Source organism: Vibrio sp. MACH09, assembly GCF_033238805.1.
Taxonomy (GTDB): domain Bacteria; phylum Pseudomonadota; class Gammaproteobacteria; order Enterobacterales; family Vibrionaceae; genus Vibrio.
This window is the reverse complement of the sequence record NZ_BSFZ01000003.1, coordinates 59,345-72,209: the sequence shown is the minus strand read 5'-3', so window position 1 is coordinate 72,209 and position 12,865 is coordinate 59,345. Positions and strand designations below refer to the sequence as shown.

General features: G+C 44.4%; 15 protein-coding genes. 1 reads left to right on the top strand and 14 read right to left on the bottom strand.

Annotation, left to right across the window (positions count from 1 at the left end):
- Nucleotides 1-235: 235 nt before the first annotated feature.
- A complete protein-coding gene (locus tag CHJ_RS23445; RefSeq protein ID WP_317919308.1) occupies nucleotides 236-496 on the top strand; it encodes a hypothetical protein in 261 nt (86 codons plus the stop codon).
- Between the two features lie 110 nt (nucleotides 497-606).
- On the opposite strand, the gene CHJ_RS23440 is transcribed toward CHJ_RS23445, so the two are convergent.
- From CHJ_RS23440 to CHJ_RS23375, 14 genes are all read right to left on the bottom strand, one after another.
- Entirely contained in the window at nucleotides 607-2,187 is a 1,581-nt protein-coding gene (locus tag CHJ_RS23440; protein ID WP_317919307.1) for a conjugal transfer protein TraG N-terminal domain-containing protein, read from the bottom strand.
- Nucleotides 2,188-2,473: 286 nt separating this feature from the next.
- Complete coding sequence (locus CHJ_RS23435; protein ID WP_317919306.1) at nucleotides 2,474-3,727, bottom strand: integrating conjugative element protein; 1,254 nt, start codon at nucleotides 3,725-3,727, stop codon at nucleotides 2,474-2,476.
- A 3-nt stretch (nucleotides 3,728-3,730) separates the two neighbouring features.
- Nucleotides 3,731-4,624 (bottom strand): TIGR03756 family integrating conjugative element protein, encoded by an 894-nt coding sequence (locus CHJ_RS23430; protein ID WP_317919305.1) that lies wholly within the window; start codon nucleotides 4,622-4,624, stop codon nucleotides 3,731-3,733.
- Between the two features lie 44 nt (nucleotides 4,625-4,668).
- Complete coding sequence (locus tag CHJ_RS23425) at nucleotides 4,669-7,311, bottom strand: conjugative transfer ATPase (protein WP_317919304.1); 2,643 nt, start codon at nucleotides 7,309-7,311, stop codon at nucleotides 4,669-4,671.
- A gap of 69 nt (nucleotides 7,312-7,380) precedes the next feature.
- Nucleotides 7,381-7,788 (bottom strand): TIGR03751 family conjugal transfer lipoprotein, encoded by a 408-nt coding sequence (locus CHJ_RS23420; RefSeq protein ID WP_317919303.1) that lies wholly within the window; start codon nucleotides 7,786-7,788, stop codon nucleotides 7,381-7,383.
- Nucleotides 7,775-9,190: a TIGR03752 family integrating conjugative element protein gene (locus tag CHJ_RS23415; RefSeq protein WP_317919302.1), complete on the bottom strand. Its 1,416-nt coding sequence runs from the start codon at nucleotides 9,188-9,190 to the stop codon at nucleotides 7,775-7,777. The genes CHJ_RS23420 and CHJ_RS23415 overlap by 14 nt, the downstream gene beginning before the upstream one ends.
- Nucleotides 9,191-10,042 (bottom strand): TIGR03749 family integrating conjugative element protein, encoded by an 852-nt coding sequence (locus CHJ_RS23410; RefSeq protein ID WP_317919301.1) that lies wholly within the window; start codon nucleotides 10,040-10,042, stop codon nucleotides 9,191-9,193.
- The gene (locus CHJ_RS23405) at nucleotides 10,042-10,698 is read right to left on the bottom strand and encodes a PFL_4703 family integrating conjugative element protein (protein WP_317919300.1); all 657 of its coding nucleotides are present in this window, start codon (nucleotides 10,696-10,698) and stop codon (nucleotides 10,042-10,044) included. Before CHJ_RS23405 ends, CHJ_RS23410 begins: the two co-directional genes overlap by 1 nt.
- On the bottom strand, nucleotides 10,695-11,054 hold the full coding sequence (locus CHJ_RS23400) for a hypothetical protein (RefSeq protein ID WP_317919299.1): 360 nt from the start codon (nucleotides 11,052-11,054) through the stop codon (nucleotides 10,695-10,697). The genes CHJ_RS23405 and CHJ_RS23400 overlap by 4 nt, the downstream gene beginning before the upstream one ends.
- On the bottom strand, nucleotides 11,047-11,454 hold the full coding sequence (locus CHJ_RS23395) for a hypothetical protein (RefSeq protein ID WP_317919298.1): 408 nt from the start codon (nucleotides 11,452-11,454) through the stop codon (nucleotides 11,047-11,049). The genes CHJ_RS23400 and CHJ_RS23395 overlap by 8 nt, the downstream gene beginning before the upstream one ends.
- A gap of 12 nt (nucleotides 11,455-11,466) precedes the next feature.
- Entirely contained in the window at nucleotides 11,467-11,802 is a 336-nt protein-coding gene (locus tag CHJ_RS23390; RefSeq protein WP_317919297.1) for a DUF3487 family protein, read from the bottom strand.
- Nucleotides 11,799-12,134, bottom strand: coding sequence for a TIGR03745 family integrating conjugative element membrane protein (locus tag CHJ_RS23385; protein ID WP_317919296.1), 336 nt, complete (start codon nucleotides 12,132-12,134; stop codon nucleotides 11,799-11,801). Before CHJ_RS23385 ends, CHJ_RS23390 begins: the two co-directional genes overlap by 4 nt.
- Nucleotides 12,131-12,391: a TIGR03758 family integrating conjugative element protein gene (locus CHJ_RS23380; protein ID WP_317919295.1), complete on the bottom strand. Its 261-nt coding sequence runs from the start codon at nucleotides 12,389-12,391 to the stop codon at nucleotides 12,131-12,133. Before CHJ_RS23380 ends, CHJ_RS23385 begins: the two co-directional genes overlap by 4 nt.
- On the bottom strand, nucleotides 12,384-12,689 hold the full coding sequence (locus tag CHJ_RS23375) for an RAQPRD family integrative conjugative element protein (RefSeq protein WP_317919294.1): 306 nt from the start codon (nucleotides 12,687-12,689) through the stop codon (nucleotides 12,384-12,386). Before CHJ_RS23375 ends, CHJ_RS23380 begins: the two co-directional genes overlap by 8 nt.
- Nucleotides 12,690-12,865 lie beyond the last annotated feature (176 nt).

Here is a 12,865-nt window from a genome sequence, read left to right as displayed (position 1 = left end):
TTAAAATTACTTTTCTTTATGCGACTCGATGAGCTTGGAGCTAAAACTCCAACTTACTTTTGTCCAAAAGCTTGCTGACGGGAACAAGTTGTTCCATTCTAATCTAGAGTTGATTCACTCCTTGTTAGCATCATTTCGTAACACTTCTCACTACCCATATTCATTGAGTTTCAATATTTAGAGGCATAAAATTACAGGGACTGTTGTAAAAATAACCAATATAAAGGAGGGTGTGATGTTACAGTTCTTAAAAAAATGGCGTCAGGCCTTTCAATCTGAACGAGCCCAACGTTTACACGCAGAGCAAGAAAAAGTAAATAATGCATTGTGTCATAACGATGATATAACCCTAGAGGAAGTCGGGTACGTTTTTGAAGACATAGAAAGATTGGATAAAGTAAAAAATTGGATTGCTACTCGTGACCTTCAGAAGGCTCATAGAGATGCTGTTCGGACGTTCCCTACTAATAAAGAAGAACGTGACATGTATTATTGATGTGGTAGTCGATTGGCGGCCATTTGTATGAAGACGTTTGACAAGTGATAATCAGGTATCAGCCTCATATCTAGGCAGTTGAAACCTGACTATCAAATGACGACCAGTATTTATTTTTTTATGTTCTGAGTTATAAGACTAGTACCTTCTTTAGTGGGTTGCTGCAATTTGTCTAACGCACTATCAATCCCCAAAGCATTCACTTTATATCCAGCAAATCCGAGTAACCCAAACCAGATAAGTGGCATCATGACGTAGAGTATTATGATGACAAACTTTAACACTGCATCATCAATAATGTTTAACGTGCCGGTAATAGGGTTGAGGTTGTCGTGCATGGAGTAAAGCCCCTCTAGTAGTTTACTATCAATACTCCGACATAGTTCCCACCAAAATGTCAGCATGGCGAGTCCAGCATAGGTGAGTGATAACGACATCAAGGTCATCACATTGAAACTACCGATGGTCAGAACAATCGGGCTCGCAATGATAACAAAAGTCATGAGTGCAGCCTGAAATATCGGCATTGCTTCCCGGATGATGAAAAAAGTAGGACCTGTTAGAAAGTGCCCGGCTTCGAGCCCGACCAGTCCGGCACTGGCATTCCAAATCTCTCTAATTTCATGATCCCAGCTTTTATCAAGAACGTTGCCATATCCTCTAACGATCCGTCCACTGGTTTGCTGATTCTCAACACTTAATACGCGTTGGATAAGCATATCTGCTCGTTCTCGTTGTGTTGTTTTATTCCCCAGCAGAGAGGCAAAGAACCCCCTATCATCGATGATCTCTTTTACAAGTTTTGGATTGTGATCATTGACGTTGTTATAAATTCGCCATTTTAATCCAGCCCATTGTCCGTCTAAGCGAGGCTCTTCACTTTCCCACCATTCGTGACAGTAAGGGTAGGCGGCGCTAGGGTTTATGGCGACGTTACTGTATTTCGTTTGAACAGGATCATCTCGCTCGGATTTGTACGGGAAGGTAAACACCGCTTTCTCTGCTTGTATGTTCTGGTAGCTGGTTTTGGGAGAGAATCGATTTTCTTTTAGAAAATAACGGCCGCCTAACCAGTTAGCAGTATTGTAATCGCTGGCTATCACCGTGCCTTCACGCCCACCGGCTTTCATGGCGATTCGGGCACGAGTAAAACATTGTTCATAAAAATCCTGAACCTCTTGTTTCAGTGGCTCACTGACAATCCCAACGGACTTGAGCTGCAATAAGCCCCGATCGACATCGTAACTGCAGGGAATACTTGAGACCGCGGCATTAGTTACCCCTTGTGAGATTGAGTGCCAAAATGCCCACCATATGGGAACAAAAACCTTCTCTCCATTAAAGGAGCTTTGACTGCTGTTTGTTGAGCCAGAGCTTATTCCAACACCGCATTCTTTACTGGCACTTTGATCTAATGTCAGTTGATTAACGTTTGCAGGAAATAGGGGCAATACGGCCAGAAAACACACTAGAAACGCGATGGCTATTTTGACTTCTGTACGATTAAGGGCAAGGGCACCTTTATTTCCCTCATCTTCACCTTCTTGAGCAACGTCTACCCATACCTGGAACACCACTACGGTCAGCATGAACATCATTATGTTGGTTTGATTCAACACGATCATGATTTTATTGGCGATGTACCAACCTTCTAATGTCAGCATAAGTGACAAGGGATCATTGACTATCATAATGTAATGACTCCATACCAAGTGAGAAATACCATGAGTTCATTGAGCGTCGCGCAAAATAGGACGGCTCTGTAATGAACACGTTTTGTTTTATAGATGATTAACGCATAAATGCCTCCTCGCCATATGATCGCGGCAGGAGAATACGAAAAATGTGTAAGCTGATCTTCAGTTAATATCAATGCCAGAGCGCACGCTAATGTTGTCAACAGTAGAACGATTGACGATCGTTTTAACCAGCTTTGATGTGTGAAGAAAGGAAGGGTTTTAGTCAAAATGGTTCTCCTTATTCTACTGGTTCCGGTGTCGTTTCATTTAGAAAAACGGATTCGGCTTGTGTTGTTTGTGGAACGGTTTGAGAGCGTTGATATTGGTAGTTTTCAACCACCGAAAGGGCGGTTCGACTGCCAATGGTTTGTCGAACTTCCGCTTCAAAGCGTAATAAATTGATTTCTTTCTCCAGCAAGGTAACCGCATTGTCGATGTCTTTTTGAGCTAGATTGTGCTGGGCTAAATTAACCTCGTACTTTCCCGTTAATAGTGCTCGTCGTGCATAGAGCGCCTTTTCAATGTTGTGTGATAGAGAAAGCTCAGAAGCAATACGAGCGATGACGTTGTTGTCCACTTTGCCTTCTGAAAGTGCTTCAAGCAGTTTTTGTGGATAGTGCTTGGTTTCAGTATTGGTTTTGATGGCCTCAGTTAACTCTTTTTCAAGTTGAAGGCTTCCCTGGGTTACATGACGGGATAACCCCACCCCTGCAGTGCTGGTTGTTTTGCTTTTATCCATTCCTGTTTGAATCGCGCGGGTACCAATGACGCTCGTTAACCACTCAGACATTTGTTCAGATGAATCCCAATACTGATAAAGTCCCAGTTTTTGTTCTTTTTCTTGATCTTCGGTGAGCATGTCAAAACCCACTTCCGCGGCATCTTTGCTAGGGTTAATCGGGGGTTGATTACGTCCTCCATAAGACTTTCCTGCAATCCAGGTGATGCCGCTGTCGCCCATATCATCCATGACTTTGTCTTTGGCGCGTACCGCATCTCCGCTTTTTACCGCTTGTGTCCATGCTTTTGCTCGAGCGATGGCGTTATAGCTTTTATCTGCGGTCATCTCCCCCATTTCCTCGACCATGCCTTCGCATGATGTAAGGCCATCATCAAAATCGAACTTTCCTTGCAAAACGCCATTGGTCAACATGTCATAAAGCCCTGGGTCTTCTTTTTGGATGAGGTAGCCGGGATAGCTCATCACCGCCGCCGTGGCGTTATTGAGTATGTTGCCCATCATGTTCTTAAATCCTTTGGTCACGCCATTAAGCTGATTTTGTACGGTTAATGAGGGGTCGAGTAATCCGCATTGCAAGTTCATATCCCAACCAACGCCAAGTGTGACCTCCTTTAAATGATCCTTACGTGCAGGTAGTGAGATAACAGGCCCCCCTCCAATCGTGTAATGAAGGACATCGGTCTTTTTTGCATCTGCATTTTGAGGGAGTGCAAGGAGTAAAGCGATACTTAACAGATATAGGCTGCGCATAAATTAGTCTCCAAAGTGAGCAATGAGTTGACTGCCACGACGTTTGCATCCTTTGTACATGCGCCATACTGCCCAGACATATTGACCATCGTCTGAGATCTGTTTTGCGTAGGGATCTGACATACTCAGTCTGTCATTAAATTGTGGCCAAATATAAGCGTTCATCTCTATATTCGGATACAGTTGCTGAAATTTGGTTTCATGGTTATCAACGGAGGCCGATACAGGTTTAGGCGGCCAAAAGCCGGGACGATAGGTTGCCGCTAACGGTTGGTATACGCGGCTTTCCCCTTGTCTGGTGATCAAGTGCTCTGCTTTAAATGCAGCAAGAGCCGCTGATTTGAAAGGGTGTTTTTGCAAAGCAAAGCCTCCTCTCGGGTAAACTGAACCGAAATTACCCAGCTTTTGGCCAAATGGATTTAGGCTGTTTAGTGTGAATGCATCAGGAATGTTGTAGCGCCATCCCAACGGATCAAGGCTAGAAAGATAGTAGGGCATAAAGGCGGTTGCGGGACTTTTTATAAAATATCCGAAGCCAGAGAGGAGCTCATAAACACTACTTGCACCTGGATGGCCAATGACGTCCACATTTTGAAATGTTAATGATGTACGATCTAACCCTTGAACACTGCGTCGATGGCTTTTCCCTCCACCTTTGGAATATTTATTTTCAGGGGACATCCAAGCGGTATCCTGCCAAGGGGCATTTCCGGTTTCGGGGTAGCTCATAACGACAGTATCGGGTAAACGATGCTTCACTTTCACGGATGTCGATGTACTACAACCGAAAGGAGTACAGGTCATCCAAACACATGTGCCAATGATCATGTAATCTAAACATTGTGGACAATTGCTGCTGGCGATGACATCCATTGTTGAGATTTTCGCAGATGACATCGTGCTGCAGAGCAATAAAGTCGCTGTTATGAAAAATGATATTTTCAAGTTTCCCCCTGATAATCTCGGCGTGCTTGCTCAATTTGGCGAGCCTTTAAGAGGGCGGCATCAAGTTCACTAATATTGTGCTGATCCATGAGTTGTTTGCGTTTTTTCTTTGACTTTCCGTCAGTTTCTCCTAACGCAAGGTACAGGGCAGGAGGAACCACTCGAAATCGTTGTAATAGGGTTTCATTTTGGCCGGTAACAACCCCTTCTTTATATTTTCCATCCTCGGCACCCATCGAGCGGATCAGTTCTTTTTCTGCGGGTTTGAGTTTCTTAAATGCTTCTAAATTGGTAATTTCATCTTCGGGCATATTGAGCATCACCCACCATTCAGCGTTATTCAGCATTTTTCGGGCAATGGAGGGGAAATCGGCTAAGTCTTGAGTGGCCAACCAAAACCAGGCGAGAAGTTTTCGCCACATTTTGACGATTTTTACTGCATATGGAGCAAGCAGTTCATTGGTGACAATAAGATGGGACTCGTCGGTTATTGCGACAATCGGGCGGCCAGTGTATTGATCGCGCTCTGCAATACCATTGATGCGATTGATCAGTGAAATATATGCCGCGGCCATTTGAGCTTCATAGCCGGTTTTGGCATAGATCCCTAGGTCAATAATAGTGACATCCGATTCACGCCAGTTCTCTGCTTCTTGATCAAAGATTTGCCCTTCCAAACCGTCACAGAAAAAGCTCATGGCTTCTCCCATCAAACGTGCTCTTTCTTTTCTTGCTTCAGGGCGAGAGTTATCACGACTGAAATCGAATAGTACTTCTTTGATATGTGTCGGGCGGACTTGGCATTTGGAACGATGACAGCGTTCAGCCGCTTCTTTTATGGCATCCCGTACCATGGCAGAATCAGCACGGCGGTATTCTTGTAATTCTAGCTTCTCGCCACCGGTGATCATTAAGCGAGCCATAATTTCCAGCTCCCCTAGAATATCGCGCTCTTCATCCTCTTCGCTATCGTTATCATTAAGGTGTTCTATATCTAATGCTTTATCACAAGTGATGTGCGGAATGTTCTGACCAATTAAGTATTTCGCATCAGCAAAGGGGGCCATCACACCTTTAGAACGACCATTGACACTGATGTGATTCACACTGAGTCCAAAACGTTCGCAATACTCCCCGAGCAAGCCAAAACTATTCCCTGCTTCAATGATAAAAAGGCGAGGGCGATGAATTGCCAGTAGACGCAAACACATACCGACCAGTGTTGCGGATTTTCCTGAACCAGAAGGACCAAATAGATTTAGGTGAGCATTTGATAAATGATCATCGAGCGGATCGAAACCAAATAATTCTCCTCCTCGATTGAAGTAGTTGAAGGTGTGATTGTCTGTGCCGGTTCCTCTTCCAAAGAGTGGAGAAAGCGCCAGCATGTCCTGAAGCCATACCCAGCCACAATACCAATATTTAGGATCGTGCTCTGGGTGGTAATTCATTGGAAGCCACCGTAGAAAACTGTCGAGAGGGGATTCTTGATCGTTGTTTTTAATAAAGCGAAGCGATAAATTGGCGGCATTAAATGTGGCGCGAAGGCTATCGGTTTGCTCTTCTATTGCGTCGATACTTTCTGCTTGAAGATAAAAGGCAAGTTGACCTCGCCATAGTGGCGATTTCTCAAGATGTGTATCAAATTCCTCGCAGTTTTGACGAATAAGCTCTAACTCAGTTTCTTCTCCGACAGCGGACTTGCTTATATGTTTAAGACGCTCCCGCGCTTGAGTTTTACTCTGTGGCACCAGAGTCATCGCCATCATAGTACCAGGGGGTAAGTCATCGAAAACCACGCTTTGTGGACGTTTATCTCCTTCAAGAGCCACTTCGCCAAAGACGGCACCGGCTATGATCTCTTCGCTGTCCCATGTATCGAGTTCCATCACCCGATTGGCAATAGGCTGACTTCCTTCAAACCACCACAGACCATTTTCTACATCACTGCGCACCCCACTTCTTAGTAGTCGTTCTGAGAAATCTTGATCTACAGCTGTTCTGGGACGCCGATATCGAAATGTTTCCCCTTTCAAGCCGGAGGGGTTAAAAAACGGACTTAACCAGCTGAACACTTTTTCAGCGCTACAAGGCTTTATACCGATGCCTTGGTCGATAAATGCGGTTGGAGAGAGAAGACGCCGTCGAAGGCTTTTTAATGTTGAGAAATTTTTTTTAATGTCTTTTTCACTGCTGTTTTCCGGTAACCAGCGATAAATCGCGAGCCTTACTTGTCTTTCTCTTGCTCGCCACGCTCGGCTGTCTACATCGAAAATACCTTGCTCTCTTCCAATCAGTTCAAAATGACGCTGATCTTCTTCTAATACAGCACGAGTGAAATCATCCTGTACTCGTGCTTTTTCCCAGAGCGCTTCCGTGATATTGCCGAAGTTATCAATATCACGAGCGTAGAGCTGTATGACCCAAGGGTTATCTTCGTCACACAGCGAGGTTAATGTATGGCTGATATTGCGGACGATATTGGAGAGCTGGTCATTGGTCTTATCTTCGGTTGGAACAGGTGTGATCTCAAAAAAGGTGCCATATGAAAGCCCATCTTCTAATTGAACCAGCCCTTTTTCACCGACTTCGATCCAGGGAAGACGAGCGGCAAATGAAGGCGGTACACTGTAATCCATAGGCGGGCTTTCCAACGCTTTTCCATAGTTGAGGAAGCTTTTTATTGACTGAGTCGCATGAGAGAACATTTACCATGCCTCCCTTGGTAAGTTAGCACGAGCATCGGCTGGAGTGGCGTAATGAACCCGTTCATATAAGGGAAATACGGTGCTGTAACCCGGAACAGGAAGATTACCAACTCGATGTGGCATGACATACATCACGATGTCAGGATTGGGTAGACGGGGAAATTGATTTATGGTTTCCCGCCATGCATCACGAGTGTAGTCCCCTTGTCGCTTTGCCAGTGTTTTGGCATTAAGCGGTCTTTTCAGTTCGCCAGACAATGTATCTATTCTCTTGGGGCCATTCATTTGCTGTTGCCATACCTGTTCGACATTCGTGCTAGGGGTTGGCAAGGTGTTGTCTTGAGATGTAGAGCATGCTGTTAATGTTAATAAGATGCTCATCATCATTATGAATTTAAGGTAAAACATAGGCTGCTCCTTGGGACGATTGAACATAACGAACCCGAGTAGGGGAATCGGGGATGGACAGCGTGACAGGTTTTCTTAAGTGAATGGCGGCTTTGATGCCAGGTTGAACATACACAATGTCAAACGTAGAGCCCATACGTTGTCTTATATAGTCAGATACGGTAGAGGCGGTCGCAGCACCGGCCTCTGCAATGGCGTTTGTTGTGGCATCTTTGGTTATGGAAGAGGTCGTGGTATTTCCTTCAACACTGATGGTTTTTTGCGAGATGGCGACGGCATTTGCTGCCGCCTGAGCTGCATCCAGCAACCCTTGAGTGGTTAAGTATTGAGGAGCATTAGAGATCTTAATGCCAGAAAGACAAGGATTGCCATTAGGATCGGCAAGAAACCCCAAATCATCTGTTTTCACATTCTCGCCATCAAAATTGCTCGAAAGAGACGTTTGCTCTTGAGGGTAAGATAAAATCGTCCCGTCAGTACGGATGAAATCGATAGATTCTACGACGCCACGTACACAGGATAGACTCCAATCTCCGGTCACCGTGCCGGTAACAATGGCGCCTTGAAGATCTGGTAATGTAAAACCGTTGGCCAATAAATTATCTGCGCCTACTACCATCGAATAGGGATAAGGACTGGTGACCATTCCGTTGATTGGTATTCGTCCCATCAGTGCGGTTAATGACACCGCATTAGAAAGGACACTGCCACGATGTAGACTGTAGACAGGGCTCCCTGCTCTTTGAGTTGCATCGAATGCTTTATCATCGATGTCAGAAATGGGGGGATGGGTTTGATTGGTTGTAGTCACTAGTGCGGGAGTCATCCACTTTCCACTTTCGTCTTTTGTGGCATCGAACGGCTCTATCCATATAAGAGCATGTTGGTTTTGTTGTAGCCCAGATCCAATGGTTAACTCGCTGTCATTTGATGGATAACCGTCGATAGAACTGTCGATTCCAAGTTCTTCCCAATGTGTTTGTTTTTTTATGGGAGCCTGACGGTTCTGTAACTCAATCCAATCGCGTTGTATTTTGGCTTCCAATCCCGATAAGCCCTCATTCAACCTTTGGGTTAACGCATCAATTTGTCGTTCACTCTCGTGTTTTTGCACAATAAGTGTTTGTTTCGTGTTTTCTAATTCCTGGACCAGTTCATTTTTGTCTTTCTCGTTTTGACTAAGATTGGCCGCTAGAGTGCGTAGCGTATCTTCGGGTGTGTCGCCTATACGACCTAGCGCATTGTTGGGGTCGTCAGTATTGATGATGATCGGATCGGTATTATTAACGCCTGTTTCTGCATTTTCGATACGATTTTCTTTCACGACATTCACCATAAGCACAACACATGATATGAGTGCTAGACCACCAAGCAAAATTAAGAAACGGTTGCGCTTATTCATTTAAAACCTCCTTACTGAAGGCACAGGAAGTAAATGGTTTTTGAGTGGTCCCGGAGTGACGATAAAAGCGGTTGAACTCTCGGTTTTTGACCCAAAAGAGCCGAGTTCTGGATAGGAGAAACTTACCTGACAAGAAGAAATCAGGCAGCTTCCTCCTAATGTGACCTGACGTGGATCGAGTAGTAGTTGTTGTGACCGCAAATTGTTTAGCCGTATCGCGGTAACCACATGATCGCCTAGTTGCCAAGAGGCTATCGGACGAGCGGTTACTCGCCAGAATGAAAAAGTACTTTCTTGAATATCTTGTGGCAGTCCCATAGCAGAGCGATGAACTCCCGGTAATGGTTCAATAGCATGACTTGGGCTGTAAAGGTTTTGCATGGCATAACGGATAAGCAGGGCTTGAGAAGGCATTTTTAGTTTTTCGATATGCGCTTTAGTCTGCTCTATTGCTGTCGGCTGGTTTGGAGTGTTATCTCTTAAAGAGGGTATGTGAATATCAATTTTTGAGGATGCTTGATGGTTATTTGTTGCGTTAACATCAAGCAATAAACGTAAGCCATCACTTAGCCGTTCAATATGAAGTCGCGTGGTGTCAAACTGATCATTAGAGGTTAGATAGACACGACCTGAAAGTGATGAGGCGGAGAGTGTCGACGTTAGATAAGCCGGCATGGCGACACGAACATCATCATCAAAATACAAGACAGTTTCTTTTCCTGGGGTGAGTGTTATCTGAAGAGGTATACCTTCCCAAGTCATGGCCCTTGGTGTTGCGGATGCTTTGCTTTGCAAACTCATGAGTGTTAGACCTATAACACACAATAACGTGATGAACGGTTGTGACTTCATTACTGCGGCTCCTGTTTTTCAAACTGAATTTCCCGTGCTGGACCATCAAAACAGTCGATCGCTAATCCCCATGGATTGTTGTTACGATCAATGTCATAGCGCACAATTTTAAGTGGCCAACGAATGATGTTATTTTTTACGGGGACACTACCTACATACTCTTTGAGCTCTAAATCTGCATAGACAGTCCAGTTATCACGGTTATGAATTTTGACGCGCCAATCGTCATATCCGTAACCTGGTATTTGAGACAAACTACGTTCACGTCCTGATAATTCCCCTCGGCTTCTTTTCAACTGATAATCTTGCTCTAGTATCTGACGACATTGAGGCGTTAGGTAATAACTATAAAGATGCAGGTTTTGCTTGTAGTCTTCACTTCCGTTGGCTACCCAGCGATTGATTTGAGTGAAGATGCTGATGGCAAAATCATAAACATTTGGTTTCGGTATTTCCCACCATGAACGGGTGACTCCAGCGCTCATATCAGGAGGATTATGGACAGTGAAGTCGGCCCCCGCTTGTTTCCATCCCCACAGTGAATATAAGGCAATGCTGGTTACACAAACCAAAGCAATACGAAGTGAACGAATGTGCGCGTCTCGTCCTGCTAATGCACTACGAAACGGGCTTTTTTTGACGTTTAGTCTCTTCATGAGCAATGTTCCTTAGCATCCAGCACGTCACCGATACATTGAAACCCTGGGAAGTGGCATTGACGAAATAACGTATGCAGTGCCGTCGCCGTGAAAAACGCCATCATGGTGTCGGTTTCATTGATACTCATAATGACCGCTTCAACACGACGGCTTTCTCGCAGAGACTTAGTGCCGACCAACTGTTCAGCTGGGTTCGAGCTATCCGTGTGATATAGCTGGTACTGACAGATGTCGTTTTCATACTCGGCTAACAAAACACCATTGAAAACGACATCTCGACCGTTGTGATCTGCTTGAGGTAATAAAACCCGCTCAAAAGTTTGTTCTTTTAAGGGCAAAAAGAGATCACTCATGTGCTCCTCCAATGACAATTGAATAAGGTATGTCGATCGAAGCGAGCAGTTTCTCTACATACTGACGATGAACAAAGACAGGCTTTATGTCCTTTTTTGTTTTGAAGTGCCAAGTTCTGCATGTACGGTGTGATGGGGTAGAGCGGTTAACGGTATTTGCATCAACAATCGTTTCGGTGATGAGCCAACTCCCATCGGTGGCTTCAAATATTTCTTGCCGTACATTGGTGGTTTTTGTGGTACCGACAAAGGGTAAACTCTCTGTTTGCCAATGATTTTCAAATTCAGCCCACGCCCGCAACCAACCATTGAGTAAGATCACCGGCTTCCCATGACTTGGTACTATTTCAAACGTTTGTGGTGGTGTGTTTTCAGCTATGTTCGATACAGGATCACGCATTGAATTTTCCCTCTACACGTTACTTCTTCGCGTAGCGAAACGACGCGAAGAGATGTGATAATTTGCATTTCGATACCAACGGTCGAAATGTTTTTGGAAGTAGTGCTGACAATGGGCTGATTTTGTGCGGGTGAGTACTCTAATTAAGGCTTTAGGAAGCAGGAGAACACTGATTAGCCCTATCATGAGAGAAGATACAAATGCGAGCCAATAGCCTGTGAACATGAATAAACCAATGCCCACGATACTCATCAATACCGTATTAATGGTGGTTAGAACGCCAAGCTCTCCCATGGATAAGCCTTTATAAAACGGCGGCATGACATTTAAGGTGGCGGCATTTTTCATTTGATGCCTCCTAGGATGCCTAAGCCGTAGTTTAGAGCCCAGATAGTGAGTAAAATCAGTACTGCCCCAATTACACCATCTGTTAACAAATCTTTTTTTGTGGCCTGTTTTTCCCGGGTTTTGCTGTACAAGTCCCACATGTGCCCAAGATAGTAGATCACCGCAAAGGCGATAAAAATGGATCCCCCGTAAAGCAAAATGTCGTACGCGTAATAAAACACCATTTCTAAAATATTTTTGCTGTCTCCTTGTGTCGGGTTTTGATTGGTAGGGATTTTAGCAATGGCTGAATAAGGGATTGCTAAGGTCCAGAAACATGGATTGATTTTCATGACGTTACCCCGAATAACAGATAAAATTGGAAAAGGACAAATATGAATAAAGAGCGGAATACCATTCGACGGAAGGCCTCTTTAGAGACTTTTTTGTTTTTCATACCTTTAAAGCCACTCCACCATACCCAAATGACCCACATTAGAAGGCTCGCGATAGAAAGTCCGGCAAGTGAGAGACTAAGGTTGTTAACCGAAAAACCAGCGGCATGACCAAAGGCGGCAATCGCTTTGTCTGCTTGCAAATCTTCATTCATAAGTTGGTACCGTTATGTAGTCACCACCTATGGGTGTTATTGGACGTGGCTCTAAACGCTCTGGATTTAAATAAACATCAATGCCGGATTGAATATCACGAAGATCGGCTCGTAAGGCTGAATAATTAAAGTGGCGGGTAATACGATAATCAGCTTCACGCTCAGCACGGCGAATTAGGTAGTTTAGTTTGTCGATATGGGCTTGAATGAGGATCAGTTCGTCACGTTCACTTTCAACGCTGGCGAAAGCCGGTGCGGTTATCAATAGTGACAACAGAGTTGAGATGAGGTATCGCATTGAATATCTTCCAGTCGTTAAACATAGGAAAATACGCTAGCAAAAAGAGGGGTAGAAAATCTTATTTAGGATACCCCAAAATAAAATATTTCTGTTTCACACTTTTGGTGAAAATGATGATATCCTTACGGGGACTTTGTTTTGCGCTAATTCTACCGTTGGCTTAAATTCCTTCC

What these genes read in the sequence shown, in the direction of transcription:
- CHJ_RS23435 (WP_317919306.1), bottom strand. Translation starts at nt 3,727, where the DNA reads ATGCGCAGCCTATATCTGTTAAGTATCGCTTTACTCCTTGCACTCCCT.
- CHJ_RS23415 (WP_317919302.1), bottom strand. Translation starts at nt 9,190, where the DNA reads ATGAATAAGCGCAACCGTTTCTTAATTTTGCTTGGTGGTCTAGCACTC.
- CHJ_RS23400 (WP_317919299.1), bottom strand. Translation starts at nt 11,054, where the DNA reads ATGAGTGATCTCTTTTTGCCCTTAAAAGAACAAACTTTTGAGCGGGTT.
- CHJ_RS23430 (WP_317919305.1), bottom strand. Translation starts at nt 4,624, where the DNA reads ATGTCATCTGCGAAAATCTCAACAATGGATGTCATCGCCAGCAGCAAT.
- CHJ_RS23445 (WP_317919308.1), top strand. Translation starts at nt 236, where the DNA reads ATGTTACAGTTCTTAAAAAAATGGCGTCAGGCCTTTCAATCTGAACGA.
- CHJ_RS23375 (WP_317919294.1), bottom strand. Translation starts at nt 12,689, where the DNA reads ATGCGATACCTCATCTCAACTCTGTTGTCACTATTGATAACCGCACCG.
- CHJ_RS23380 (WP_317919295.1), bottom strand. Translation starts at nt 12,391, where the DNA reads ATGAATGAAGATTTGCAAGCAGACAAAGCGATTGCCGCCTTTGGTCAT.
- CHJ_RS23410 (WP_317919301.1), bottom strand. Translation starts at nt 10,042, where the DNA reads ATGAAGTCACAACCGTTCATCACGTTATTGTGTGTTATAGGTCTAACA.
- CHJ_RS23425 (WP_317919304.1), bottom strand. Translation starts at nt 7,311, where the DNA reads ATGGATTACAGTGTACCGCCTTCATTTGCCGCTCGTCTTCCCTGGATC.
- CHJ_RS23440 (WP_317919307.1), bottom strand. Translation starts at nt 2,187, where the DNA reads ATGATAGTCAATGATCCCTTGTCACTTATGCTGACATTAGAAGGTTGG.
- CHJ_RS23395 (WP_317919298.1), bottom strand. Translation starts at nt 11,454, where the DNA reads ATGCGTGATCCTGTATCGAACATAGCTGAAAACACACCACCACAAACG.
- CHJ_RS23385 (WP_317919296.1), bottom strand. Translation starts at nt 12,134, where the DNA reads ATGAAAATCAATCCATGTTTCTGGACCTTAGCAATCCCTTATTCAGCC.
- CHJ_RS23390 (WP_317919297.1), bottom strand. Translation starts at nt 11,802, where the DNA reads ATGAAAAATGCCGCCACCTTAAATGTCATGCCGCCGTTTTATAAAGGC.
- CHJ_RS23405 (WP_317919300.1), bottom strand. Translation starts at nt 10,698, where the DNA reads ATGAAGAGACTAAACGTCAAAAAAAGCCCGTTTCGTAGTGCATTAGCA.
- CHJ_RS23420 (WP_317919303.1), bottom strand. Translation starts at nt 7,788, where the DNA reads ATGTTTTACCTTAAATTCATAATGATGATGAGCATCTTATTAACATTA.